Genomic DNA, 24,494 nt, shown 5'->3' with positions numbered 1-24,494 from the left:
GTCCCGATTGTGCTCTTCGCTACGACGATCCGAGCAATCTACTGGTATGCTGCACCAATCCTCGGACGCGACGTCAGATATCATCTTGCATTTACTCGCTACATTATGGAAACTGGCGACCTCATTCCCGAAACAGTGAATTTCGGCTATTACCGTTTTTATCCTATTGCACACATCGTTTCGGCTACTGTTGCAGAGATTACAGGGGTTTCAGCGCGCGTTGCATTCTTTTTGGCAATTGGACTCGGGACAGTTGGTGGAATAGTTGTTGTCGCAGTGCTTATCCCACGATGTGTCTCTCTTCGCAAAGATATACTCGTTCGCGCTATATTGCTCACTGCGCTCTACCTCACAGTAGCACCATTCCACATCAATTATTCTACAGAATTGATTGCCCAGAGCCTTATGTTGCTGTTCGTTCCGATGGCGCTCTTGATCTTCGTCGTGGACAACGGCAAGCTAATGTTCATCGGTATTTTTGCTGCTATGGTTCTACTCATCACCCACAACGCGCCAGGGCTTGTCATCGTGGCTTTTGGAGGGGTTCTACTATCTGTGAATTCATTAGCGTCAGTCGTAGATCTGCCGGTAGTGCGCCGCCGCACTTCGATTAATCTCGTGGTGGTCGTTGGAATTGCCCTTATCACGTACTGGATGGCTATCAACTACTTTGATCTTCAGGTCGCGCGTATTCTCCGACTCTTTGCCGGAGGTGGTTCGCTCTCTCAAACAACGTCAGCTAATACAGTATCTGAGATTTCTCTCCACGATCCGCTATTGCACGCCGCTATCGGCCTCCTTTTTGGAGGTGCCTTCCTTGTGGCACTCGGTCTGTCCTTCGTCCGCAGTATCATCGAGAGTGATTTCGATTTCCCAATCGATTATTTCGTCGCTGCCTCATTCCTATTTGTCGCTCTAGGCACTATCCTATTTATAGGACTTAACACTAGGATAATTCGACTCGTCCCACTCACCTCAATTTTCGTGGCACCCATTGTCGGATATGTGATGTCGAGAGCGGGGATTCGGGGCCGGACTGGGATTGTTGTGGTGGTCGTTCTTATGATTTCTCTCCCATCGTTCATTCTAATATCAGCGGCTGGACCGGGCTACTCGCCCGGTGATGCAATCACCGAACCTCGGCCCGACTTGTCTCGACTTTATCTCTCCCAGAGCGAAATCAGCGGGGCAGAGATTTCATCAGAAGCAACTCGTGAGATGACTGCAAGCAAGTACGTGAAGTCCTCTCTTGCCTATCAGCATGGCATTACTGGGAATACACCCGGAATCAATGGTGTTGATGTCATGCGCCCGGGTTGGAAGACGAAATGTCAGAATACGTTCTATGTTCGAGATTACTACAAACAGGTCTTTGACATTCAACCTCTTCCGGAGAATGAGGTCATTCTTGATGTTGGAGACGCCCAGCTCTTTGCTTGTTCATCGTAGCTGAAACACCCCAAATCACAAACTCGACGACAGATGTCAGTACATCTGTTTGAGTAAATCTATTTCACATGTATCCCAACGCAGAGAGACGATCATCAACAACGGCCTTGGATTCTGCATCGAGATCAACGTCCGGATCGAGTGTACCAGTGTCCGATCCGGAGGTAGTTACCCAGGGAACGGTTCTGAGCTTTGGATGCGGGAGTCCCTCAGCGTGTCCGTATAGCAGATGTTCACCGAACATCTCACCGTGGTCCGCGGTGATAATCACGTCATCTGCCTCGTAGTTCTCAAGCAATATTTCAGCGTGGTCAAGAACGTACCGTAGATTGTCCAGATAGGCATTCCAGACGGGTTCTTTCTCGTGGCCACGCCGGAGAAGCTCGAACGGTCGTTTGTCGATCTCTGTAGGTTCCTCTCCGTTGGCAGCACGGTGAAGATAGGGTTCATGTGGTTGCATGTAGTGAACGATCATTCGTTCCGGGTCGTGGACCCGCCCATATTGAACTGCATACTCAGTGAGATCAGCAGCCGGGAACGCCTCTATACCACCGACGTTGCGAATCGGCTGCATCCATACTTCATCGAAATCATCTTGCGGTACGATTGGACGCTCGATTAGTCGATGAACCAAGTCGCTCGACTCTACGACAGAGCCGTTGAGAACTGTCCAAGAAGCGAAATCCACAGAGGGTGTCAAGGCTTCATCGACCCAGCCGTTTCCAGTCAAATAAACCGTATCACTGATTTCGTCACGGTATTCGTCTTGGAACGTATTGACGAGCCACTCTTTGGACGACGAACCCAGAGAGGGAGCACGGTCAACAGAACCGAGGAAAGAATACTCGCCCGCGACTTCACGGAGAGCATCGACCCGACAGGCATCCAGAACAACAATGAGATCCCAGTCGTAGTCATAGATGTTCCGCCCAATCGGTCTGTGCGACGTGAGTGCCATCCAAGGAACGAAGTAGCCTGCGAATACGTTCCGTGGGAGGTTTGAACGGTGAAACCAGTCGAGAATACGATCCTTTGTAGGTAGCCTACTGGGCATAGATGACCGTACAACTCGTCGGTTGCATAAAAGAATATCTCGATCTCGTCTGTGAATGGAACCACAGCACGGAATAGGAGGTAGTCGAAGTGCCTATCACGCACTCGGAATAACAAGAGTCGAAATGGAGTCGGAAGAGATCCTTCTTATTGGTTTAGACGGTCTCGATTGGTCGGAGATCGATTCCTGGGTTAGTGATGGAACCCTGTCGAACATGAGTCGGATCAAGAACACGGGAAGTACGAGAGACCTCGCCAGCACCCACCCGCCGTGGACGCCCTGCGCCTGGCCGTCGCTTCTCAGCGGGCGTAACCCTGGCAAGCACGGCGTGTTCGATTTCTTCACCCGAGATGGCTACGACAAGCGCCTCATTGAGCGCCCCGACATCGATGCTCCGTATCTGTTCGAAGCGGCGGACGCTCACGATCGCACGTCACTCGTGGTCAACTATCCAGTAACCCACCCAACCTCACGGCTCGACAACGGTGCGGTGATACCTGGCTATCTCGCTCGTGAGGACGCTCTCTTCTACCCCGAGCACTTGCGAGACGAGTACGAGAACGAATACGGCGAGTATCGAATCTACCCCGAGTACGGGACGGACGACGGCGCAGTAGCGGAGTACGTCGACGTGGCTCGCTGTCGTCGGGACATGGCTCGCTTTCTCGACGGGCGCTACGACTGGGACCTGCTGGCCGTCCAGTTCCAAGTCACTGACTCCGTGTTTCACGACCTCGATGACCGCAACGAAATTCGACGCGTCCTAGAAAAAATCGACGAGTTCGTCGGCGACATTATCGATCTGGGTGGTGAGGATCCCACCGTTCTGATCGCCTCCGATCACGGTATGGGCGATTACGACTGGACGTTCTACGCGAACTCGTGGTTGGCGGAAAACGGGTACTGTGAAACAACAACAGGAAATACCCAGTATTTCCGCCAAGCAAAAGACGATCTGAAAGGGAAGGACGGAGACTCGACAGGCAGTACCGTCCTCGAAACAGCTGTCGAGACTGCGGCCTCCGCAACCTCGGCAGCAGGACTCTCACCACAACGAATCCATCGCGGTCTTTCTAGAGTCGGACTTGCGGATGTCGTTGAGCGCCTTCTTCCGGAAGATGCTCTCGTTGCCGCCCAGAACCAAGTCGTCGATTACCCGAACTCGGCAGCGTTCCAGCTCTACTTCAACAGTCTTGGCATCCACCTGAACGTCGAGGGCCGTGACCCCGCGGGGACGATACCAGAGGGAGACTACGAAGAGGTGCGATCGGGACTCATCGAGAAACTCGAACGCGTCCGCGATCCGGACGGGGAGTTGGTCTTTGATGCAGTACGCCCTCGGGAGGAGGTGTACGAAGGTGAGCATCTGGAAGATGCACCGGACATTGCTCTGTTCCCACGCGACTACCGGTACGACGTCAGCGGATCGATTCTCGACGAGTTCCGACGCTATCCCCATAAGAATCACAAACCGGAGGGGATTCTTCTCTCGAACCGACCACTCGATATCGACGAGCAGGCAGAGATCTACGATGTCGCGCCGACCGTCGCAGCGGCGCTCGGCATACCCGTGGATACGAACACCGATGGTGAGGTCCTTCTCGATACAGAGGAGCAAATCGAGCGCGAGAACTGGGACGGGATCGGCCACGAGTACGTCGACGGACGATCCAATGGAGACTCCTCCAGCGTCGAAGATCGGCTCGCGGACCTCGGTTACATGGAGTGAGGGCTCACCGTTGAATCGTTTGGCGAACTCGACACGACGCGTTGGTAGATCTGGTTCGTTCGTTCGGCGACTCCTTCCCAAGAATAGTCGCTCTCGACGAGTTCGTGTGCGTTTGTCGCCCATCGCTCAGCAGTGGTACGGTTCGATAGGGCATGGCGAAGGCCGTCTGCGAGTTCGTTCGGAGCCTCCGACGGGACGAGATAGCCCGTTTCCTCGTGCACGACGAACTCGGCAATCCCCTCGACATCGCTTGCCACCACCGGCGTCTCAGCCGCCCACGCCTCCAAAAGCGTCAACGGATGCCCTTCCCAAACGGATGGCAGGACGAACAATCGTGCCCGGCGATAGTAGCGAGGTATTGCCTCATCCGAGACACGTCCTTCGAAGTGAACGCGATCACTAATCCCGAGCGTTCCAACGAGGTCATCCAATTCGCTTCGCTTCGGTCCGGAGCCGACGATTACGAGGTCGGTTTCCGGAAATTCGTCGCTCACTCGTTCGTATGCTTCGATGAGATCACTGACGCGCTTTTTCGGTGCAAGACGACCGAGGAAGAGGATTTCGTCGCGTTGCTCGGTCTCGACATCGAACCGGTCGATATCGACGCCGTTCGGGACGCACGACACGTCCGTGTGGTGTTCATCTAACAGACCGATGTGCTCGGTGTTGACGGAGATGACGTGATCGTAATCGAATCCGAGCACGAACTGTCGCTCGATCCGCCGTTTGATTGGAGCGAGTGCCGATTCATCACGACCAGTCCTGGAGGTGAGAGCAGTCCCGTGAACGGTAAAGACGGTCGCGGCATCTGTGAGTGCGCCCGCGGCCCTCGTCGGAACCGCCGGGAGAAACGTGTGTCCATGAACGATATCGAAATCTTCCGAGAGAAGGTGAGGAATCGGCGATCCCATCGATGCAACGCGTCCTCCAGCGTTCCAATATTCCGTCGAAGGTTTGAGACGATGCAATCGAACAGCACCATCTGCAAATGTTTGTATCTCAGTATGGGAAGTACCATCCTTGACTAACGCCCGAGTGTAGATGTCGATAGAGTGGTCGAACTCCTCCGCGAGTGTGATAGAGAGCTCCCGAACGTGAACTGGCCCTCCACCAATTCGTGGCCACCAGTCGTCTTGAAGCATGGCGATCCGCATCGGCTACTCCTTGTACCCCAACGCACTCAACCGCCGTTCGATCTCGCCGTCGGCCGTGCCACTCGCTTCGCTCGGTTCCCCGTTTTCGACACGAACACGCCGCTCGACGTGTGAATCGAGCACACCTCGCAGCGAACGATCGGTCGCCCCGCCAAACTCGACCGCATCGCTCCGTCGGTCCCGTTCGCAGAAGCAACTCCCCGCCCCCGACTGGACCGCGTACCGCCGCACCTGGCTCTCGTCGTCCTCCCCACGCGCCTGCTGGAACACCGCTCGCTCCCCGGCTGGCGGATCGAGCAACAACACTCGCTCCGAGGGGATCTCTACACCCAGTTCGTCCTCGATCGTCGCCACGACGTCGAGCGTGCTCACCGGTGTCGACACCACCTCGCTGGCCCCACCAGGCGGTCGCACCAGCAGCGGCACGTGCGTCAGCTCCTCGTGGAGGTAGCGTGGATGCTCGTAGTAGCCATGTTCGCCGAAGGCATCGCCGTGATCCGCTGTCACGACCAACAGCGAGCGCTCTAGCAGGTCGCGCTCGCGGAGCGCATCGAGAAACGCCCCGATCCCCGCGTCGTTGTACCGGATCTCGGCGTCGTAGAGATCGATTAGCTGCTCGCGTTCCTCGTCGGTGATCGAGTCCGGGTCCGCGATCGCCCGCTGGTAGAGCGACTGTGCATCCTCGTCGGACACCGGCTGATCGAGATACGTCCGGGCGTACTCGGCGGGTGGCTCGTACGGGCCGTGGGTGTCCATGTAGTGGTTCCAGAGGAAGAACGGCTGGCCCTCCGCAAGCGAGTCGATCCAGTCGAGCGACCGTCCGTTGATCTCCGCGGCGCGGGCGTAGTGGCGATTGCGCAGTTTGTCGAGCGCCCGCTGGGCGAGCGCCACGAACCGGTGCTGGCCGAGGTGGAGGTCGTCGTCGAACGTGTCGAACCCGCGGTCGAAGCCGTACGCCCGAGAGACGAACGGGTTCGAGTGGAAGCCGCCGGTCGCAAACCCCCGCTCCGAGAGCGTCGTGGCGACCGTCTCGCTTGCGAGCCGATAGTCCTCGTCGACGGCGCTATCCGGATACGCCCCGGTGAGCAGCGCCGGCACCGCCTCCCGCGTGTGCGAACTCGCGCTGTATGCGTCGGTGAACCGGATCGACTCCGCCGCGAGATCGTTGAGGGCGGGCGAGGTCTCTCGGTGGTAGCCATAACAGGAGAGATGATCCGCACGCAGCGCGTCGACCGACAGCACCACCACGTGCTCCCACTCACTCATTGCCAAACGAACTCCGGAGGGCGTCTTAGTGTCTTTGTTTCACGGACGAAGCGTGCAAGGCTGACGCACACTGAAGCAAGGCAAAATGGGCAAGTACTAGCGCTGTCTCGATGCTTCGGTGGCGACTACGCGTATTACTATGGTTGTTCTCTATCTGGAATCTCTTCGGGCACGAGTTCATAGATACCGCTCCCGATAGAGACAATAATATCTGCTTGTTTGAGCTGGCTCAATCGCTCACGAATATACTGACGTGAATAATCCAATTCCTCTGCAATATTTGGTGCATTATTTCGGCCATTGCGAAGAACATCAATAATCCGCCAATCGACCTCTCGAAGATCTTCGGCGTCCATGCGCTCTGTTGCTACGCTCATGGCCAAGTGGTTATTGGTCAGCGGTGATAAAAACCTACGGATTAATGGCGTTAGCCTACAACCAATAGGTTTATTGTTTCGGGATGTATTCACCCCATGTGGAGCGCGGGACCGCCCGGAGAAATTACCGGGACCAGCGCTAGGACGCTGACCCCGCGCTTCCGAGAGAGGAAGCATGTCACGATGGGAACCAGCCGCTCTTGAATCTAGCGGCAGTGACCGACGCATCGATACGACTCCAGACGACGAGTGGACGCTCCAACCAGTACTCGTCGGGAGGGATCAGTAATGACGAAACCGTGGGAAGACGAAGAGCTACTCCGCGAGCTATACTGGGAGCGTGGCTTGTCACTGAGCCAAGTCGCCGACGAACTCGGCTGCACGTACCACCCAGTGCGGAAGAACATGATACGGCTCGATATCCCGCGACGTGATAGCCGAGCTGTCGCCGGCGATTACCAGAAACGACGCCCGACACACTACCGCACCCGCAGCAATGGCTACGAAGCGTGGGGCGTGCGAGTAGGCGACAATCAGTACACCGTGAGCGTCCACCGGCTCGCAGCTGTCGCATGGTTCGGCTTCGAAACGGTCGCGGACAAGCATGTCCACCACAAGCGGCCGATTCCGTGGCTCAATGTCGAGTGGAATCTCGACGTCATGGACGAGGCACAGCACAAATCGCTCCATGCTCGTTCGAGAGCGCGCGATTCACAGGGACGATTCAGATGACTGGCCTTCGGTGTCAATGCGGTGCCCTCGATCTCATCATCACGAGCCAGCCCTACGGCGACGGCGGTGCGTTCGAGGCCTACGAGTGCCAGTGCTGTGGGCGCACCGGCACGCTCGTCCACGACGACACGACGGGAACGACGCTGTCGGGGTGTCTGCGATGACAGCCCACGAAGCCGAACACACTGTCACCACCATCTCGACTACCCCACAACAGGCACTCTCGGGAATCGAGGTCGGTGTCGGGCCGCTCGCACAGTGTTCGTCGTGTCACCGTTCGATCGGCGAGGCCAGCGACGTCGCGCTCCGAGCGCATCGCCTCTCGGACGAGGCCCGCTGGACCGCGGCTGCGACCTACTGCCGGCAGTGTCTCCCCGACCACGGCACGATCACGACGCCCACTGCCGGCGCGTGCGAGCTCGTCGTCGCCGGTCGACTGACGATCCGCGGTGACGCCGCGGCCCAGGACCATCGACTCGTCTTCGATGCCGCGGACGGCCACGAGGCCGTGCTCGATTACGCCGGTCCAGACGACGGCACCCACTAACTAGTGGGCGTCTCGCTCGTCACACCCGGCAGGAGCGCCAGCCATCGCCCCTCGACAGCGCCCACCGTCCGCTCCGTGGGGCCACGCGCGAGCGAGTGGCTGCCGGACCTCCAAGAGATACTCCTCCCGACGGCCGCCCGCACGGTTCGTGAGCTCGCCCACGAACACGACCCACAGATCCTCAGTGACAACCGGCCACGATTGTTCGCTCGGGAGGTGCTCCACCAACGGTACGACATCGGTACGTGGAGCAGTACCTACCCCGAAGCGATCACCCGGTATGCACTCCAGTACGCAGGCGTCGATCCCGACGCGCTCGACGAGCGGGAGCGAGCCCAATACGACGAACTCACAGCGGAGCTCACCACCGTCGGCACCGGCCGGGATGCGCTGAACTCCGGCCTGGAGATACTCGACGAGACGATCGTCCCCCTCCTGGAACAAGCTACGACCCAACCTACGGTCGGCCTCGTCCTCGACGGGCCGGCGTGGACGAGCGTCGGCGACGAGCGCACCGCCGCCCGCGCACTCGATACCATCGCGCTGTTCGGTGAAATCTGTGAGCTCCCCCTCGTCTGTTCACCCCGGCTCAGACACCACCTCGATCGACACCATCCGGAGTGGTACGACGAGTACTGTCTTACCGAGCCGCGGGATGGGTGGGGGCAGACAGTGCCCGGGGAGACGAGCAAGCGAACCCGCCGCGAAGCGTGGACGACCATCGCCCAGTTCAATCCCGACGGTGGTCGACGCACCGTTCTCGAAGCGCTCTCGCCCGACAACAAGCGCGAGGTCTGCGCTCTCAAAGCCGATCCCGGGATCGATCTCGCGCCGGGCACCATCGACCGGTACATCCGCGAACTCGCCGACGAGCACGGCCTCGTGGCGACCGACAGCCGGCCGACGTCCAACACCGTCACGCTCACCGAGACCGGCGCGGCCGCCAAAGCACTGCTCGGCCCGGACGGCCGGGCCCACCATCCCGACCAATCGCACTTTGCGAGCGATCGTACTGGCACCTATCACGATCCAACAAGTGTAGTGTGTCGTGGCGACCGTGACAAGGGGATCACCCCCGCCACCAACGACGGCACCGACGCGGACCACACCGACGACACCGAGTCGTCAACGCACCATTCCCCGCCGACGGTCCCCAAGAGTGCGCCCACCGCCGAGGAATGGCTCGCGGACACTGGTACGGCCGACGAACACGGCTACGTCCAGTGGCTCGATGGGCCCGATGGTCGCCTCGACGCGCGGGCAATGCACGAACGACTTCGTGCCGGGCAACGCTGTAAGGGCGTCACGGTCGTCGACGAGCCGACCCAACCGTTCGAGGACGGCGAGGTGAGCTACGTCAGCTGTGTCGACGAGCATGCCCAGGTCGTCGTCCAGTGGGGTGGCGCACTCCCCACGTTGGTACGGATCACGAACGCCTTACTCAGCGAAGCCATGTTCGAGACGGTACTCACGCCAGCCACCGTCGGCGAGGACCTTGATGCGCTGTACGAGGGCACACTCGACAGCTCCATCGAGGACATCCTCCGGCTCGGCGCACAGGTCGGCTGGTTCGGTGCGGACGAACACGACTACAAGGGTCTGCGCGAACGCTACAGCGCGGTCCGTCGTCAACTCCTCGCACGACTGAGCGACCTCGATCGCGACGACACCGACGCCTGGAGCGACCTCTGTCGGGACACCCACGGCCTGCTCGCGTCGGCAACCCAGCTCTACCACGCCAGCGACATCGATCTCACGATCCATCTCCGCGTCCCCGACACCGCCCAGCTACAGGCGGGTACACAGCGCTATCGCGACTTTTGTGACTTCTTCAAACACACCGTGCCGAAAAACGCCGCCTACGGCGTCCATTCGGTTTATCGACTGCTGTACGAACAGCGCGTCGACAAGCTCAAACACCGCCTTGGCTACGCGTTCGATGACGACCCAAGCGCGGAGCTCACCGCCTCGTGGGTGATTTCGGGGCCGTCCACGACCACGTTCCGGAACGATATCGAGTCGGCCATCGCCACGAAAGCGAGCGACGTTCGCGAGGCCATCCAAGAGGGTACCAAACGCGGTGTCGGCTTCGAGATTCCGGTCGTCGAGGGCAACAGCTACGCCGCCCTTCGACAGGTACTCGACCGACAGGCAGCGCAGAAAGGATTCGCGCTCGAACCTGCTGACCGACGCACCATCGTCCGACTGGCCACGGCGACACTCGGGACGGAACCGGGCCGTTGCTCGCCGTATGCGCTCGCCGAAGCATTGCTCGCGATGGCGCGTGCTCGCACACCGGCAGCGACACTATCGCCCACAGACGTCGCGTACGCGCTCACACAGCTGCCCGCCGAACGACTCGTGCCCACGCTCCCACCGACGATGCAGAAAGTCCTCAAGACGCTGCTCGTCGCCGACGAGCCGCTCGGCCGGTCGGCGATCGTCGACCGTGCAGGCATTGCCACAGCCTCATACGACCGCAACATCGGCGAATTGGCCACACTCGGGGTGGTCGAACCCACCGGCAACGGCGGCCACAGGAAATGGACGGCCTGGTTCATCCCACGGTCACCCCGAGCCCATATCGAGCGCTCGAGAACAGTCGATACCGACGGGTACTCGTTCGTTCACTCCGTCGGGAGGGAGTGCCGCCACGAGACCGTGTCCGATCTCGATCCCGACGGCCTACGTGCTGGTCCAGTCAAAAGCAAAGCGGAAGGTGACACAGCGGCAGCGAGTCGGTCCCACAAGCCCGTCCCAGCACACCACGATAGCGATGGCGACACCACCGTCACTCTCGGGAACGCTGCACACGCCGACGATCGGACCGGAGCCCACTCAGTCGATCCCATCTCCGCCGTCGAGATCGGAGCGCCACCGGACGCGGTGGCGACCTGAGACAGCCAGCGCACACCCGCCGGCGATACACCGCGGACGGACCACCGGACGCGAAAACCGATGCTTCGAGCGCCCCGTTACGTACTAAGGACGTCGTCGTATAACGCCGAAAAGATCGTATAACGCTCGTCGATCGCGGCGTCGAAATCATCCGGCAGCTCCTCGGCCACTTCGAGAAGCGGCTCCGAGTCGTCCTGTAGCCGCTGCAGTCGATCGGCCTCCGCGTCGAGGATGGCGGTCGTGGTATCAACGACGGACGTGCCCTCCGGCACCCCCGACAGCCACGTCTCGAGGGGGACGCCCAGCTCCTCGTCGGCAAACCGCCGGTACGCTTCGGTACAAACGTACAACTCCACGAGGAACTCGGTCGGATTGACCCCCTCTATCGAAACCAGCGGATGGGATGGCAGCTCCTCGTCGACTGCTGTTACCTGTGCGGAATACGCAAACATCGACGAGATCCACAGATACCGTAGCGCACTCCCCTGGAGATGGACGGTCGCTATCTGTCCTATCGTATACGCGACCGTCACGCGACGCGTCAGGCCCACCTCCATCTGCTTGTAGGTGGCCCGTGGGGCCGTCTCGGCCAATCGCTCCCGCCAGCCCTCCTTGCCCTTCGCCCCCGCCTAGAGGAGCACCGCCAATCGCTCGTCGTGCGAGAGCTCCCCAAGGACTTCCTCGCTCAACTCCTCGATATCGTTTTCGACGCTTTGTTTCGTCATCACTCGTCCAGTCCGGCCACCGTCTCGAGCAACTCGACGTCCTCTTCGAGCTCGTCGATGTCGGTGTCTTTCATGAGCTTGCGATACTGCCCGGCGAGATAGCCGAGCGTCCGGGTCCATTTCACCTGCATCCGCTGGGCTTCGAGATCGTTGGGGTCGACTTCGTCGTCGAGGCGATCGTCGATCTCGCGGATCTGATCGGCCAAAATCCCGAGAATCGCCTCCCGCTCGGACGGCGAGTCCGCCCGTTCGAGTGGGTCCGTGCTCATCGATCGAACCCCGCCGGATGAATCGTCGATCGTGTGCTAAAACACATCCGCTTGCCCCGTCGAGCAGCCATGGCAGCTGTCGAATCGATCACAGCTGCACCGTTTCGAGTGGAGATGAGAAAAGGTTCGCTCTCCACGGTGAAAGTGAAGCGACGTCGCCGGCGCTGGCAGTCGTATCGACTCCGAAGACCGAATCGAGTCCTCGACGTGGCCGCTCGGAGCCGAAACCAGTCGGCCGAACGCGACGCCAGTGCCCCGAAGACCGGTCGCCTCGCGACGAATCACCGTGCTGGCGATTCCAGCGACGCTGCGTTCGGTGAGGCTGGTGACAATCCCGCATGAGAGAAAACCGGTTATTCTATCCAGAGACAAATTCATTGACCTGCCGGCAAAAAGGCTGTATGAACGACGCATCCGGTGTCGAGACATGGAAAGAACACACGAGTGCGTTCGATAGGGTGCGGTCAGTGGCCGAAACGGTCTCCCAACCCCAGTCCGCCGCCACCATCGCGGATGAAGCGCTTGTCGCGGAGAACACCGCCCGTAATCATCTCGAACGCCTCGTCGATATGCACGTCCTGCTGAAAACCGACCGCGAGGGGACGGCGCTGTACACGCCCGATCCGCTCTACCAACGGGTACAGACGTTCCGTGAACTCCTCGAGGAGTACGATCACGACGGCCTCATCGAACTGAAAACGGGTCTTCAGGAACGAATCGAAACGTGGAGCGACGAGTACGACGTTGACACGCCGGATGCACTCCGCGAACGGGCCGCAGCGACCTCACGAACCGAACGAACGAAAGCGATCCGTGAGACGGCAAGCGACTGGGAACTCATAGCATACCGCCTCGGCCTCGTCGAGGAGGCGACCGAGAACTACGTCACGTACAACCGTGATCACAACGACAAACGCCTCCAGACCGAAAGGCAGAGACAATTCCCCGAAGTAAGAATTATATCCGCAGCCACACAACGTCGAGTATGTCCAACACGGAGTCCACCGATGGCCCTCCATCGTTCGAGAATGCGTTTCGCGGTGATGACGTCGAACAGCGCATCTACGGGACGATCCTCCGTACTCGCGAACCGACAGTCGCGAGTACGATCGCCAAGCAGGCCGATTGTGACCCGAAAACCGCCCGGAAATACCTGCGCTGGTTCGCTACCCTCGGCATCGTCACGCGCCACGACGGTCACCCAGTCACGTACGAGCGCAACGACGCTTACTTCGAGTGGCGGCGCATCAACCAGCTTGCGACCGAGCGCTCCGTCGAGGAGCTCCAGCAGCGTGTCCAAGAGCTGACCGCGCGTATTAACGAGTACGAGGCCAGGTATGACGGCGAGACACCGGCGGCCGTCAACGCTGTCGCGGCTGCAGAGACGAGCGACGAACGGACCATCGATGACGTGTACGGTGATCTCGGCGACTGGGCGAGCGCCCGAGACGAGTGCAAGCGGTACGAACGCGCCCGCCAGCAACGTGCAAGCGCCGGAACCGAACAGGTGTCCGGATAGCCTCGCCGATGGTGCCGCCTGCAGGGGACGGAGGAAGCCCCTCCCCCATCGATTACCCGGTACTTGAGTTCCTTCAGTTGCGGCTTCAGGCCACGAGCCAGGTTGCACGGACGATCATTACGGACACGGACGGCCACCTCGAACTTCGTGTTACTCTCGCACCATCGTACTATCCCGAATCCGTCGCCGAGGCGAGTCTGGTCGTTCGCTGGTACACGAACGCCGATTTCAAGATCCACTACCGGGAGGTGCATCTGGAGCGTACCTGGGACTGCCGGTGGGACCGACACCCGAATCCCCACAATACGCGGGACCACTTCCACCCCCCGCCCGCTGCCCCGACACCGGGCAACGATGCCTCGTGGCCGACCGATTATCGTGACGTCCTGCAGGTCGTTCTCGACGAGATCGAAGCGCGAATTGCCGAATTGTGGAACGGATAGTGATCGGGAATTTCGACGAGCCATAGAAAGCCCGCCTCCGCTCAACACGTGACAAACTGGTCGATCGAAGGGGATCGTATTTCACGTTTCTCCTCAAATTCTCGGCGCGCTCTGCTCACTCACCACCGATCGATCGCCACGCGCAGGCGTCCCGCTCCAGTTCGCTGAGTCCGATCGGTCCAACCCGGTAATCGTGATCGATCCCTCGCCGTCACTCATCGTTCCGCGGAGGTGTGGCTCCGGGCAAGAGGTCACGGGAGCAGCGGTGCAGATATCGTCTTTGACCGTGTCATTCGTATGGCCCTTCTATCATCTCATCGAGGAGATCAGTCGGTTCGTCCGGGTTGCGATCGATGTCCTCGTTGAGTTGACCACCAAGCTTGATCGTATTGACGATGGAGCGCCGGATCTTCAGTTCCATACTCAGGTCCTCCTCATCCCGAGCCTCGTCCGCCATTTCGTACAGTCGCTGTCGGTTCTCCTCCAGTTCGTAGAGAAGGGAGAGTTCGGCCTCCCGGGCCGAACGACTGATTTTGGGCAGCCACTCCTCCATGTTGCGGATGTCCTCACTGACCGTCGACTCGTTCACTCCATGCTCTTCGGCAACCGTTGCGACCGTTTCCTCCTCGGAGACGCCCTCCATCTGGAGGAGTTGCCAGGTGCTCTTGCGTCGGTCACGGGTTTCCGAGCACATGTGTGATCAGCGGTCGGACACGCTGTAAAACGTTCGCACCCGCGCACAGTCCAGAACTTTCGGAGGCTTTTCTACCGCTGTTCCTTCCTATCGGGTTCGATGTCGGGAAGGTGTTCGCGGTTGCGTTCGACGTAGTCGCCGACCGCATCGTTGACCCACTCGGGGTCGAACGTCGTTTGGACCTGTTTGACCCGCCCGTCCCGACCACGGGAATCGATCCACGTCTCGAGCAGACCCATCGTTTCGAGATCGGTTACGGTTTTGCGGATCGCGCGTGAGCCGACCTGGATTTGCTCCGGTTGGTTCTCATACCGCCGCTGGATGTCGCCGATCGACACCGGTTGGACGACTTCGCCGGTCCGTCTGTCGGTACCACCGGTCACCATGCTCAACACGAGCATATGCTGAAGCGGGAGCGCCAGTAGTTTCTCAGTCATCGTCGATCGCTCGGCAGCCGCCAGGTTCGTGTCGATGTCGTCCGCGGTAATCCGCTGGCGTCCAGAGTCGTTGGCTGTCTCTCCAGCTTGTCGGAACAGCGTCAGAGCCTTTCGGGCGTCACCCCACCGATTGGCGGCGCTTCTAATTCCGTGCGCAGCTACCTCACTGGAGAGGGCGTCTTCGCGAAACGCTTGTTCAAGTTGTGGGTCGAGTATCCGCTTCAAGGTCGGTGGATCGTAAGGCGGGAAGAACACTTTCTCGCCACTCATTGCGCTTTCGACGCGTGAGTCGAGACGGAGGTCGACTTCCAGCAGTTTGTTGCTCAGTAGCCACGCCGAAAGGTGGATCCCCCGTTTGAGCTTGCCCTCACCGCGCAACAGCCGATAGAAGAACTCGTTGGGATCGTAGTTCGAATCCTGCCGGATGTGGTCAATCTCGTCGAGGAGCAGTACCGTCCATTCGGGGTACTCCGCAAGCGCTTCCCAGATCCCCTCGAACACCCCATCGAGACCCTCGTAGGCACCTTTTTTCTCGCCGATCAACTCGAAGTGGATCTCGTTGGCGACGCTAAACAGCGAGCGACATTCCTTCAAGTTGACGTACTCGACGGCCACCGCGTCGTTACGGGTGGCAAACGCCGCACAGACGCGCCGAGTCGTGAGAGTCTTACCGGTGCCCGGCGGGCCGTAGATCGAGGCGGTCGTCGGGAGATAGCCCTCGTGGACCCCGTTGAGTAGGGTTGCCAGCTCGCGTTCTTGGTGTTCGCGAGCTACGATCTCGTCGGGGTCGCTTAGCGGGTTGAGCGCGCCCTTGTTCGTGAACACGCTGTCGTCGGGGGCAGTGTCGTCGAAGAGATCGTCGTAGTTGCTCATGGTTTCTCTGGGCGCGGTCGGAAGTTGTGTCTGTCCAGCGGAACTACGAGTGTGTATGTGACTTGGATTCATAAATCCCCTCTCGGGTAGTATGTCGTCCGCCACCGCTCCGGCGACCATCGACGAAGTCGCCGACCGGGACGATCACGGGCACGACGCCGCTCGGGAGTATATAGAGTGGTTCGAACGGATGGGCATCGTGACCCAGGTCACCCAGGGAGTTCGCCGTCGAGTCGCCCGACGGGGTGTCGATCTCGGCGTATGCGTCCGATACCGACCGGTCGCTGGAGTCGGTGTGGAACGACATCTCGGCATGGAAGACGACCCGCCAACGGATCGCCCTGCTCGAACGGGCGTTGGCGAGCGACTCTGACGAGGCCGCTGGTCACCGTCCTGTGGCTTGAGTGGCGGATCGTCTCACCGTTTCGATGACGGGGAGCGTCCCAGCGCGGCGCAATCGAACGGGCGAGAGTGAGGCTTGCCACGCCAGCATCGGAATTGGCTCTCGAAGAACCATACCTACTCCGCTGGCCGCACGGTGAGTTCGGGGAAATACGAGCCGTAGAAGCCCGCATCGAACGTCACCAGCGCCGCTGCGTCCGTGACGGCGTGGCCGCCGATCAGGAAGTCCGTCGCGATATGCTGCCGTGGAGTCAGCACGCGGTCGCACCCGGGACAGTTCACCACTTGTTTGGTGCCACAGTCGGGACACTGGAGCCTGTTCGGGTGACGATCGATGTACGTATCGAACGCTTCGCCGCTGCGAAACAGCGCCTCGGGCGAGGGATGTGCCACGTCGATACTCAAATCGTTGAGGAACGTGGTCAGTGCCTCGGTGGTCGGGAACTGTCCGTCGGCGGCAGTCTCGGCGTACACGATCGACGTGATGGCGAGCGGTCCCTCCTGGTAGGCAGCTCTCAGAGCTCGTTCGGCCGCGTCGGCGTGGTGGTCGTCGTGGACGAGTGCGAGCAGCGCGTTCGTATCGACGGCGGTCGTCATTTCCCACCGACTGTCTCGTCGGTCTCCGTCGGTGTGCCGTCAGCGATCTCTCTCGGGTACTCCCCGCGCAGTCGGCGCATCCGCTCGGGCATGGTCGCCCCGCTGTCGGCAATCCCTCGGTACTTCTGGAAGGGGTCCGCTCCCTTGTCGGTTGTCGGGGCGTCCTTCTGGATGACGTAGCCCTCGTCCGTTTTTTCGAAGACCACTTCATCGCCAGGCTTGATTCCCATGGCCTCACGCACGGCCTTTGGAATCGTTACCTGCCCTTTCGTCGTGACGGATGGCATGATCTACGGTAGTACATTATTGGTATTACTTTATAAGAATCACTCTATGCGGGTTCTGCACCATCCCTCACGCTGTGATGGCGACGCCACGACTTATCCGTCCGACAGGCAATACACGATCGTGAGTGGTATCGAACTCCGCGGCGAGACGCTCGTCGTCGAGCGCGAGCCGAACCGCCTCGACGCGCTGGCGATCGAGTGTTCGAAACTTCTCGACCGACACGACGTGCGACACGTCTTCGTCGCGGGGTACGTCTCGATCCTCGCGGGTCGTGCACGGGCGACCGAGGATATCGACGTTCTCGTCGAGCGCATCGACGAAGAGACGGCGGACGCTATTGTCGAGACACTCCAGGACGAGGGGTTCTGGGGTCCAGCAATGCCACTTTCCTCGCTGTACGAGATGCTCTCGAACGGCGACAACATCTGGGTCGCCCCGAACGAGCAGGTGACGCCCCATCTGGAGGTCAAGTTCGTTCGTGACGAGTTCGACCGCGCCTCGCTCGAAAGCGCCATCACGGCACGAATCGCCGGGGAACGACTGCCCATCGGCCCGCTCGAACTCCAGATCGCCTACAAGCTCTACTTGGGGGCACGGAAGGACATCGAGGATGCCGTCCATTTCTATACGGGGTTTCGGGAAAGCCTTAGCACGGCACGGCTCGAAGAGTGGGTACGGCGACTCGACGTGGAAGGTGAGTATGACCGACTCAAGCGTGCGTGACCGACTCGACGCGAAACACGAGGGCGACCAAGAGCGACGCATTGCGGCGATCAAGCGGTGGGTGGCGTACATCGAGTCGGAACCAGCCGAGATATGGGGGCCACAGCAGAACGCGATCGTCGACGACCAGCTCGACGCCGCACAGGATGCAAGTACATCGGCAGCTCACCAACAGCGCGTCCGTGACGTTGCGGCGGCGATCATCGAAGACCGTGACTCCAACGACCGGCAGGAGTGACGACAGGGTTCGCACTACTCGGACGTTCAGCCGACACCGACCGAAACCCAGTTGCGTGCGTGCCGTGGATACCACGGCGTGAGAATCGCGTTCGTCTCGAACGTCGTCCACCCCTTCGTGACCGGCGGTGCCCAAAAGCGCATCCACGAGATCGGTACCCGACTCGCCGCCGAGGGACACGAGATCACCGTCTACGGGCGGCAGTTCTGGGACGGTCCCGACGAGATCACCCACGAAGGACTCACCCTCCGTGCGGTCGCATCCGCAGCCGACCTCTACACCGACGACCGGCGCTCGATCACCGAGGCGATCGACTTCGCCGCCAGGCTCGCCCGCCCGCTCCACCGACGCCTCGCCGCAAACGATCACGACCTGATCGTCGCCTCCGTGTTTCCCTACTTCCCGGTCCTGTCCGCAAAGCTCGCCGGTCTCGGCACCGACACGCCGCTGGTCACGACGTGGCACGAGGTCTGGCGCGACTACTGGGAGTCGTATCTCGGCCATGCGGCCCCGTTCGGGAAGGCGATCGAGCACGTCACCGCCAGAGTTCCCCAGCAGGCGATCGCGGTCTCGGGAATCACCGCCGACCGTCTCGCCGGGATCGGCCCCGCACGCGACTCGATCGACGTCGTACCGAACGGGATCGACGTCGAGCGGATCCAAGCGGCACCGTTGCCCGAATCCCACGGGCAGGAGTCCTACGACGCACTGTTCGCCGGCCGACTCATCGCGGACAAGAACGTCTCGCTCCTCCTCGATTCGTTCGACGCCGTGGCCGATCGCTTCGACGCGACCCTCGGGATCATCGGCGACGGGCCCGAAACCGATCGGCTCCGCCGTCAGGCCGAGAGACTGAAGCACGCAGATCGCGTCAGCTTCCTCGGCTTTCTGGAGGAGTACGATCACGTTCTCGGCCACATGCGCGCCGCACGCGTGTTCGCCTCACCGTCGACCCGAGAGGGATTCGGCATCACGTTCGCCGAGGCGATGGCCGCGGACTGTACCGTGATCGGTGCCGACCACCCCGAATCCGCCGCGAGCGAAGTCCTCGGCGACGCGGGCTTTCTGCCCGAGCCGAACCGTGGAGCACTCACCAAGGCTCTCGACCGGGCATTGGCGGACGAGCAACCAATGACGGCTCCACAAGAGCGTGCAACTGACTTTGACTGGTCGTCAGTCGCTACTCAAGCGGAAACGGTGTACCAGAAGACCCTCTACTCATCATAGTTCGCATGCTGGTACTTCAGCAACTACAACGTATAGTCAAAACAGAACTCCATTCTCGTCTTTCTGTAGGATTTGTCGCTTCCGCCGTTCTTTATTGATGATTTCATACAATACTGTCCCATAGCGGACTTTTCTGATGTATTCCCCCATATGTAGCGCCTCATGTCGGCGCTGGATTTGACTTCAGGCATGGGGTATTGCGTCAATCAAGTATCCTTGGGACGCGTCCCAACGAATGGCTCAACCAGTTCAGAAACGAAATCACGTACTGGACAAGCGCTGTCTGGCAAGTGATAGACAGTCGTCGTGGATCCAGTTGGTCGACCCGTTCACGGGGATCTTCCGGCTGATATCCCAAGCACCTCGGAGTCGGTACAACTGTCTCAACCAGGTCTCGGCATCGGATCCGCCAAAAAACGTATCGGGGTGATCTACGCCGCGACCGCTCGGATGGCGTTCGGAACTTCGATCGCCGACGCGTTCTCGCCGCTCCCGTCGTCCGCACCGATCTCCTCGGTCCGTCCCTCGACGCTCGGCGAAACCGTCCCGAGCGCCTCCATGTACTCGATGACGGTGGTGGCGAGCAGCGTGTCCGTCTCCTTGATCCGTGGTTTGTCGGCCAGTGGGTAGCCGTCGCCGCCCTCGGCGACGAAGTTGCTGACGGTGAGGCTGTACGTCGCGTCCTCGTCGAGCGGTTCGCCACCGACGGTCACGTTCTGGACCTTCTCTTCGGCGTCCGGGTCGTCGGTCCACTCGAAGCTGATGCCGCTCACCTGCTGGGCGACCCCTTCCTCGGGTCGATCGCTCCTGATCTGGCTGGCGAGCGCCGTCTCGAGTTCCGCGCCCGTCACTTCCAGCGTGACGAGCGTGTTGCCGAACGGCAGCGTGCTGAACACGTCGCTGCCGGTGATGTTGCCCGGGCCGTACACCTGGTCCGAGCGGATGCCCCCCTCCTGGACGATCGCCACGTCAGCGCCGGTCTCGTTGCGCATCGCGTCGGTGATGAGGTTGCCGTAGGCGGTCTCGCGGACGGCCGTCGGGAACGGTCTGCGCGCGTCGAGCGCGACCTCGCTCACGGCGACCGTCTGATCGAGGCTCGCCTCGGCGCGGTACTCGGTGATGATCGCCGAAGCGGTCCCGTTTTTCGGCGTCGCGTTGGTGACGTTGATGATCCGGCCGTCCGCCCCGGTCACCTCGCCGTTCTCGACCGTGAGGTTGAGCTCGCCGAGGAACTCCGCGGTCGCGCCCGCCTCGGTGATCACAGTACCGGAGGTCTCCTGGGGCGGGTAGTAGATCTCGTCGTCGCCGGTCACGATCACGTCGATCGCGCCGTCGTCGGCGCGGGCGAGCTCCTTCGACTCCGGAACGCCGATGTGGGCGAGCGCGACCACGACGTCGACGTTCTCCTCGTCCTCAAGCATTGCGGCGGTCTCGGGACCGACCTCACGGAAGTCGGTGAGCCGCGACCCGCTCTCGCCGAACTCGAGGTTCGTCTTGTTCTTGATCGCTGGATCGACGAGCCCGATGAACCCGACCCGGACGCCGTCCTTCTCGACGATCGCGTACGACTCCGCGCCGTCGATCGGCTCGCCGGTCGTGGCGTTCCTGAGGTTGGCGACGAGCCACGGGAACTCCGAAGCGTCGGAGGCGTTCGCGAAGCCCGACAGCCCGTAGTCGAGGTCGTGGTTGCCGATGGCCTCGGCGTCCGGTGCGACGAGGTTCAGCACGTCGACGGGCGCGCGCCACTGGCTCAACGGCCCGAGCGCGTGCGGCGCGATCTCGTCGCCGCCACCCGCAACGACGGTCGGGTTGTCGTGGGCCTGCCGGCGCTCGGCGATCAGCTCGACGAGGCGCGGAAGGTTCTGGTCCCGCGCGGCGGCGGTCTGGATGTCGTTGTACGAGAGGACGGTGAGCGTGGTCGCGTTCTGGGTGCCGTCGCTCGCGTTGCCGTCGTCGGTCGCATCGGTCCCGTCGTCACCGGCGTCCGCTCCATCCTCGTCCGCGGCTCCCTCCCCGGGGAGGTCGACGGTGAGGGTGTGGGTGCCCGACTCGTAGGTTTCAGTTTGGGCGTCGACGAAGACCTGGTCGTCCTCGTCCTCTGGGTCCCAGATCGGATCGGGTTTGATGTAGCTCGCGAGCGAGAGCGTCACCGACTCGCCGTCGGCGACGGTGAACGTGATCGTCGCGGTGCCGTCCTCGACGGTGATCTCTTGACTGTCGATGCGCTCGGCGAGCGCCGCGTCGGTGGTGAACTCACCCTCCGAACGGCGGGTGATCGCCTCGTCGGTGCTGCCGTGGGCGAAGCGGATCAGCTGATCGTTGGTGTAGGTGCCGTCCGGCCAGTCGAGGCTCTCGATCGGCTCGCCCCTGACGAAGTCGATCTGGTAGTAGGTGACGCCCGGCTCGGGCTCTTGGGGATCGGTCGGCGCTTCGTCGCCCTCCTCGCCGTCAGCCGCTTCGTCGTCGGCTCCGTCCTCGTCGGCGGCTTCGTCCGCGACGGTCACGAAGCCGGGATCGACGACCGCGCTGCCGTTCTGGGTGTAGGGCCCGTCTTCCTCAGCCTCGGCGGTGATGAAGTCGTAGACGCCGTTGGCGTTCGAGTCGAAGTGCGGCATCGCGATCAGCGTCCCACTCTCTTCGAGGGTCGTCCCCTCGGCGAAGCCCTGGCCAGGCACGTCGAACAGCGTGACTTCGACGTTCTCGTGGGTGCCCGCCGCAAGCGGCTCGGAGACGCCGACCACGCTGCCGAGCGCGTCGCCGTCGAACAGGCTCGCGTTGTGGATCGCGACGAACCCGCCCTCGGCCATCGTGACCGATTCGACGGTGACGGTCGTGCCGTCGGAGGTCTGGTTCTCGAAGATCACCGACGCGGTCGGTGCTCCCATTTCGGGTTCGTCCGGCGTTTCGGTTGCCTCTTCAGTAGTCGTCTCGGTAGTTGTCGTTTCGTCAGTCGTCGTCTCGGTGGTCGTCGGCGTGTCGGTCGGTTCCTCTGTCGTTGTTGGTTCCGGCTCTCCGGGTGTCGGGCTCTCCCCGAGATCCTCACACGCGATACCGTCGTCGTCGGAATCGAGATTGTACTCGTCGTTGCTCGGATCGAAGACTTCTCCGAGTTCCTCCCTATTGTCGAACTCGTCGCAGTTGATGTCCCCATCCGAGCCTGGCGTAGGTGGGCCGCTGTCGTCCTGTGAGACCGCGCCCAGTGGCACGGCACCCACCGCCCCGATAACGACCGCGATTACGATGATCCCAACCGCAGCAGTCCGCCATGTATTCGTGCTATCGTTGCCCATGTTATACAGAAACGACAGGAAGGGATCTATTATATTTATTGTATAACCTCTGTCCGGTGACGTGGTGAATAGTTCCCCGAGCAGTGCAGACGTTTTCGCCTGACTGTTGTTGCCTGACGACTCCTCGGGGATGTCGACCGACGGACGCACGGCATCGAGCGATAGTCATACCTATCCATTAGAGGAGGTATGTGGACATCGGCGATGCCGTCGTCGGTCTCGAATGAACGATACACTTATTCCACTACAACGGTGGTTGGTGGCATGCGCACGAACTCCGGCAGACGACGATTCCTGCAGATCGCGGGTACGGCCGGTCTCGCCGGCCTCGCGGGCTGTACGAGCGGTGGTGGCGGGAGCGGTTCGGGAAGCGGGAACGGCTCGAACGGCTCCGGCGAGTCGGGTGGCTCCGGCGGCGACACGGGCACGGAGTCGAGCGGAACGGACACCGAATCCGGGGACGAGACGAGCACGGAGTCGAGCGGTGCTGGCAACGAGTCCGGCGGCAACGCCTCCAGCGGGAACGCGTCCGGCAACGAGAGCGCCGGATCGAGCACTGATGGCTCCGACATGAACGTCGGGATGATCTACGCGAAGGGCGGCCTCGGCGACAAGTCGTTCAACGACTCGGCGAACCGCGGCGTCAAGCGGGCCGCCGACGAACTCGGCATCAGTTTCAACAACGCCCAGCCCGAGCAGAACTCGGACTTCCCGACGTTCCAGCGTCGGTTCGCCCAGTCGAGCAGCCCGAACTACGACCTGATCTGCACCATCGGGTTCGCGCAGGTGAGCGGACTCACCGAGGTCGCGCCCAACTTCCCCGACCAGAAGTTCATGCTCGTCGACGGCGTGGTCGAGGAGTCGAACGTCGCCAGCTACACGTTCAAAGAGCACCAGGGGTCGTTTCAGGTGGGCCACCTCGCCGGGCTGCTCACGACGCGTGAGATGAGTGCTGGCGCGGGCGAGACCAACCCCGAGAACGCGACGCTCGGGTTCGTCGGCGGCGAGGAGGTGCCGCTGATCAAGCGGTTCCAGGCGGGGTTCGAGGCAGGAGCGGCCCACGCGAACGAGGAGGCGAACGTGCGGGTCGCGTACACCGGTTCGTTCGCCGATCCCGGCGCTGGCAAGGAGGCCGCGGTCTCGATGTACGACAACGGCGCGGACATCGTCTATCATGCCGCTGGCGGGAGCGGCATCGGCGTGTTCCAGGCCGCTCAGGAACAGGGCCGGTACGCCATCGGGGTCGACTCCGCCCAGTCGAGGAGTTCGCCCCAGTTCGCGAACGTCATCCTCGCGAGCATGGTCAAGCGCGTCAACAACGCCGTGTACACCTCGATCGAGAACGTCGCCAACGACAGCTTCAACGGCGGGGAGATCACGACGCTCGGTCTCGAACAGAACGGCGTCGAAGCGGTCTACGGGACGGAGCTCGGCTCCGCGATCCCCAAGGAGGTCAAGCAGTCCCTGGAACAGTCCGAAGAAGCGATCGTTTCGGGCGACATCTCGGTCCCGACCGAGCCCGGTCAGGGCGGGTAAGTGGCCCACGGCACGCTCATGCAACGG

General features: G+C 61.2%; 23 protein-coding genes and 2 pseudogenes. 14 read left to right on the top strand and 11 right to left on the bottom strand.

Annotation, left to right across the window (positions count from 1 at the left end; all coding sequences use genetic code 11):
• Positions 1–1,449, top strand: a 1,449-nt coding sequence (locus tag TX76_RS02980; RefSeq protein ID WP_228842291.1) for a hypothetical protein, incomplete at its 5' end; no start/stop codon positions are given.
• Between the two features lie 64 nt (positions 1,450–1,513).
• Here TX76_RS02980 and TX76_RS17440 read toward each other — a convergent pair.
• Entirely contained in the window at positions 1,514–2,407 is an 894-nt protein-coding gene (locus TX76_RS17440) for an alkaline phosphatase family protein (protein WP_154018979.1), read from the bottom strand.
• A 220-nt stretch (positions 2,408–2,627) separates the two neighbouring features.
• Here TX76_RS17440 and TX76_RS02970 point away from each other — a divergent pair, with 220 nt between their 5' ends.
• A complete protein-coding gene (locus TX76_RS02970; RefSeq protein WP_079890731.1) occupies positions 2,628–4,232 on the top strand; it encodes an alkaline phosphatase family protein in 1,605 nt (534 codons plus the stop codon).
• Here the strand turns inward: TX76_RS02970 and TX76_RS02965 are convergent.
• The 3 genes from TX76_RS02965 to TX76_RS16965 form a co-directional block, all read right to left on the bottom strand.
• The gene (locus TX76_RS02965; RefSeq protein WP_228842290.1) at positions 4,220–5,374 is read right to left on the bottom strand and encodes a glycosyltransferase family 4 protein; all 1,155 of its coding nucleotides are present in this window, start codon (positions 5,372–5,374) and stop codon (positions 4,220–4,222) included. The genes TX76_RS02970 and TX76_RS02965 overlap by 13 nt on opposite strands.
• 15 nt (positions 5,375–5,389) lie before the next feature.
• A complete protein-coding gene (locus tag TX76_RS02960; RefSeq protein WP_049898917.1) occupies positions 5,390–6,652 on the bottom strand; it encodes a sulfatase in 1,263 nt (420 codons plus the stop codon).
• Between the two features lie 137 nt (positions 6,653–6,789).
• The gene (locus TX76_RS16965) at positions 6,790–7,029 is read right to left on the bottom strand and encodes a winged helix-turn-helix transcriptional regulator (protein WP_228842289.1); all 240 of its coding nucleotides are present in this window, start codon (positions 7,027–7,029) and stop codon (positions 6,790–6,792) included.
• A 288-nt stretch (positions 7,030–7,317) separates the two neighbouring features.
• Here TX76_RS16965 and TX76_RS17435 point away from each other — a divergent pair, with 288 nt between their 5' ends.
• From TX76_RS17435 to TX76_RS02945, 4 genes are all read left to right on the top strand, one after another.
• Positions 7,318–7,761, top strand: a complete 444-nt coding sequence (locus TX76_RS17435; RefSeq protein WP_154018978.1) for an HNH endonuclease — start codon at positions 7,318–7,320, stop codon at positions 7,759–7,761.
• The gene (locus TX76_RS17945; protein WP_195155984.1) at positions 7,758–7,925 is read left to right on the top strand and encodes a hypothetical protein; all 168 of its coding nucleotides are present in this window, start codon (positions 7,758–7,760) and stop codon (positions 7,923–7,925) included. Before TX76_RS17435 ends, TX76_RS17945 begins: the two co-directional genes overlap by 4 nt.
• Entirely contained in the window at positions 7,922–8,308 is a 387-nt protein-coding gene (locus TX76_RS02950; RefSeq protein ID WP_049898913.1) for a hypothetical protein, read from the top strand. The genes TX76_RS17945 and TX76_RS02950 overlap by 4 nt, the downstream gene beginning before the upstream one ends.
• A gap of 75 nt (positions 8,309–8,383) precedes the next feature.
• Complete coding sequence (locus tag TX76_RS02945; protein WP_079890733.1) at positions 8,384–11,206, top strand: plasmid replication protein RepH; 2,823 nt, start codon at positions 8,384–8,386, stop codon at positions 11,204–11,206.
• Between the two features lie 77 nt (positions 11,207–11,283).
• Here TX76_RS02945 and TX76_RS02940 read toward each other — a convergent pair whose 3' ends face one another.
• Entirely contained in the window at positions 11,284–11,799 is a 516-nt protein-coding gene (locus tag TX76_RS02940) for a hypothetical protein (RefSeq protein ID WP_154018977.1), read from the bottom strand.
• 131 nt (positions 11,800–11,930) lie between these two features.
• The gene (locus tag TX76_RS02935) at positions 11,931–12,200 is read right to left on the bottom strand and encodes a hypothetical protein (protein WP_049898909.1); all 270 of its coding nucleotides are present in this window, start codon (positions 12,198–12,200) and stop codon (positions 11,931–11,933) included.
• A gap of 338 nt (positions 12,201–12,538) precedes the next feature.
• On the opposite strand from TX76_RS02935, the pseudogene TX76_RS18735 reads away from it, so the two are divergent.
• The 3 genes and pseudogenes from TX76_RS18735 to TX76_RS18620 all read left to right on the top strand — a co-directional run.
• Positions 12,539–13,024 (top strand): annotated as a pseudogene (locus TX76_RS18735) (DUF7342 family protein); the annotation flags it as partial.
• A 161-nt stretch (positions 13,025–13,185) separates the two neighbouring features.
• Positions 13,186–13,719 (top strand): DUF7342 family protein, encoded by a 534-nt coding sequence (locus tag TX76_RS02920; RefSeq protein ID WP_049898903.1) that lies wholly within the window; start codon positions 13,186–13,188, stop codon positions 13,717–13,719.
• An 8-nt stretch (positions 13,720–13,727) separates the two neighbouring features.
• A complete protein-coding gene (locus TX76_RS18620) occupies positions 13,728–14,162 on the top strand; it encodes a hypothetical protein (protein WP_049898900.1) in 435 nt (144 codons plus the stop codon).
• Between the two features lie 289 nt (positions 14,163–14,451).
• On the opposite strand, the gene TX76_RS02910 is transcribed toward TX76_RS18620, so the two are convergent.
• The gene (locus TX76_RS02910) at positions 14,452–14,856 is read right to left on the bottom strand and encodes a hypothetical protein (protein ID WP_049898898.1); all 405 of its coding nucleotides are present in this window, start codon (positions 14,854–14,856) and stop codon (positions 14,452–14,454) included.
• Between the two features lie 71 nt (positions 14,857–14,927).
• Positions 14,928–16,166: a Cdc6/Cdc18 family protein gene (locus tag TX76_RS02905; RefSeq protein ID WP_049898896.1), complete on the bottom strand. Its 1,239-nt coding sequence runs from the start codon at positions 16,164–16,166 to the stop codon at positions 14,928–14,930.
• 106 nt (positions 16,167–16,272) lie between these two features.
• On the opposite strand from TX76_RS02905, the pseudogene TX76_RS18615 reads away from it, so the two are divergent.
• Positions 16,273–16,570 (top strand): annotated as a pseudogene (locus TX76_RS18615) (DUF7342 family protein); the annotation flags it as partial.
• 115 nt (positions 16,571–16,685) lie between these two features.
• Here TX76_RS18615 and TX76_RS02895 read toward each other — a convergent pair.
• Both TX76_RS02895 and TX76_RS02890 read right to left on the bottom strand, forming a co-directional pair.
• Complete coding sequence (locus TX76_RS02895) at positions 16,686–17,165, bottom strand: type II toxin-antitoxin system VapC family toxin (protein WP_049898892.1); 480 nt, start codon at positions 17,163–17,165, stop codon at positions 16,686–16,688.
• On the bottom strand, positions 17,162–17,452 hold the full coding sequence (locus TX76_RS02890) for an AbrB/MazE/SpoVT family DNA-binding domain-containing protein (protein WP_049898890.1): 291 nt from the start codon (positions 17,450–17,452) through the stop codon (positions 17,162–17,164). Before TX76_RS02890 ends, TX76_RS02895 begins: the two co-directional genes overlap by 4 nt.
• Before the next feature lie 121 nt (positions 17,453–17,573).
• Between TX76_RS02890 and TX76_RS02885 the strand changes: the two genes are divergently transcribed.
• The 3 genes from TX76_RS02885 to TX76_RS02875 all read left to right on the top strand — a co-directional run bounded on the left by TX76_RS02885 (position 17,574) and on the right by TX76_RS02875 (position 19,641).
• A complete protein-coding gene (locus TX76_RS02885; protein ID WP_049898887.1) occupies positions 17,574–18,176 on the top strand; it encodes a hypothetical protein in 603 nt (200 codons plus the stop codon).
• Entirely contained in the window at positions 18,154–18,414 is a 261-nt protein-coding gene (locus TX76_RS02880) for a hypothetical protein (protein ID WP_049898885.1), read from the top strand. The genes TX76_RS02885 and TX76_RS02880 overlap by 23 nt, the downstream gene beginning before the upstream one ends.
• Before the next feature lie 78 nt (positions 18,415–18,492).
• On the top strand, positions 18,493–19,641 hold the full coding sequence (locus tag TX76_RS02875; protein ID WP_049898883.1) for a glycosyltransferase family 4 protein: 1,149 nt from the start codon (positions 18,493–18,495) through the stop codon (positions 19,639–19,641).
• A 431-nt stretch (positions 19,642–20,072) separates the two neighbouring features.
• Here TX76_RS02875 and TX76_RS17425 read toward each other — a convergent pair whose 3' ends face one another.
• Entirely contained in the window at positions 20,073–22,847 is a 2,775-nt protein-coding gene (locus TX76_RS17425; protein WP_228842287.1) for a bifunctional metallophosphatase/5'-nucleotidase, read from the bottom strand.
• 348 nt (positions 22,848–23,195) lie between these two features.
• On the opposite strand from TX76_RS17425, the gene TX76_RS02865 reads away from it, so the two are divergent.
• Positions 23,196–24,467: a BMP family lipoprotein gene (locus TX76_RS02865; protein WP_049898878.1), complete on the top strand. Its 1,272-nt coding sequence runs from the start codon at positions 23,196–23,198 to the stop codon at positions 24,465–24,467.
• The last annotated feature ends 27 nt before the right edge of the window (positions 24,468–24,494 follow it).

It is taken from the genome of Halococcus agarilyticus (genome assembly GCF_000334895.1).
Lineage (GTDB): Archaea > Halobacteriota > Halobacteria > Halobacteriales > Halococcaceae > Halococcus > Halococcus agarilyticus.
Note: the sequence above shows the minus strand (reverse complement) of the source record. Positions and strands in the feature narration are given on the sequence as shown.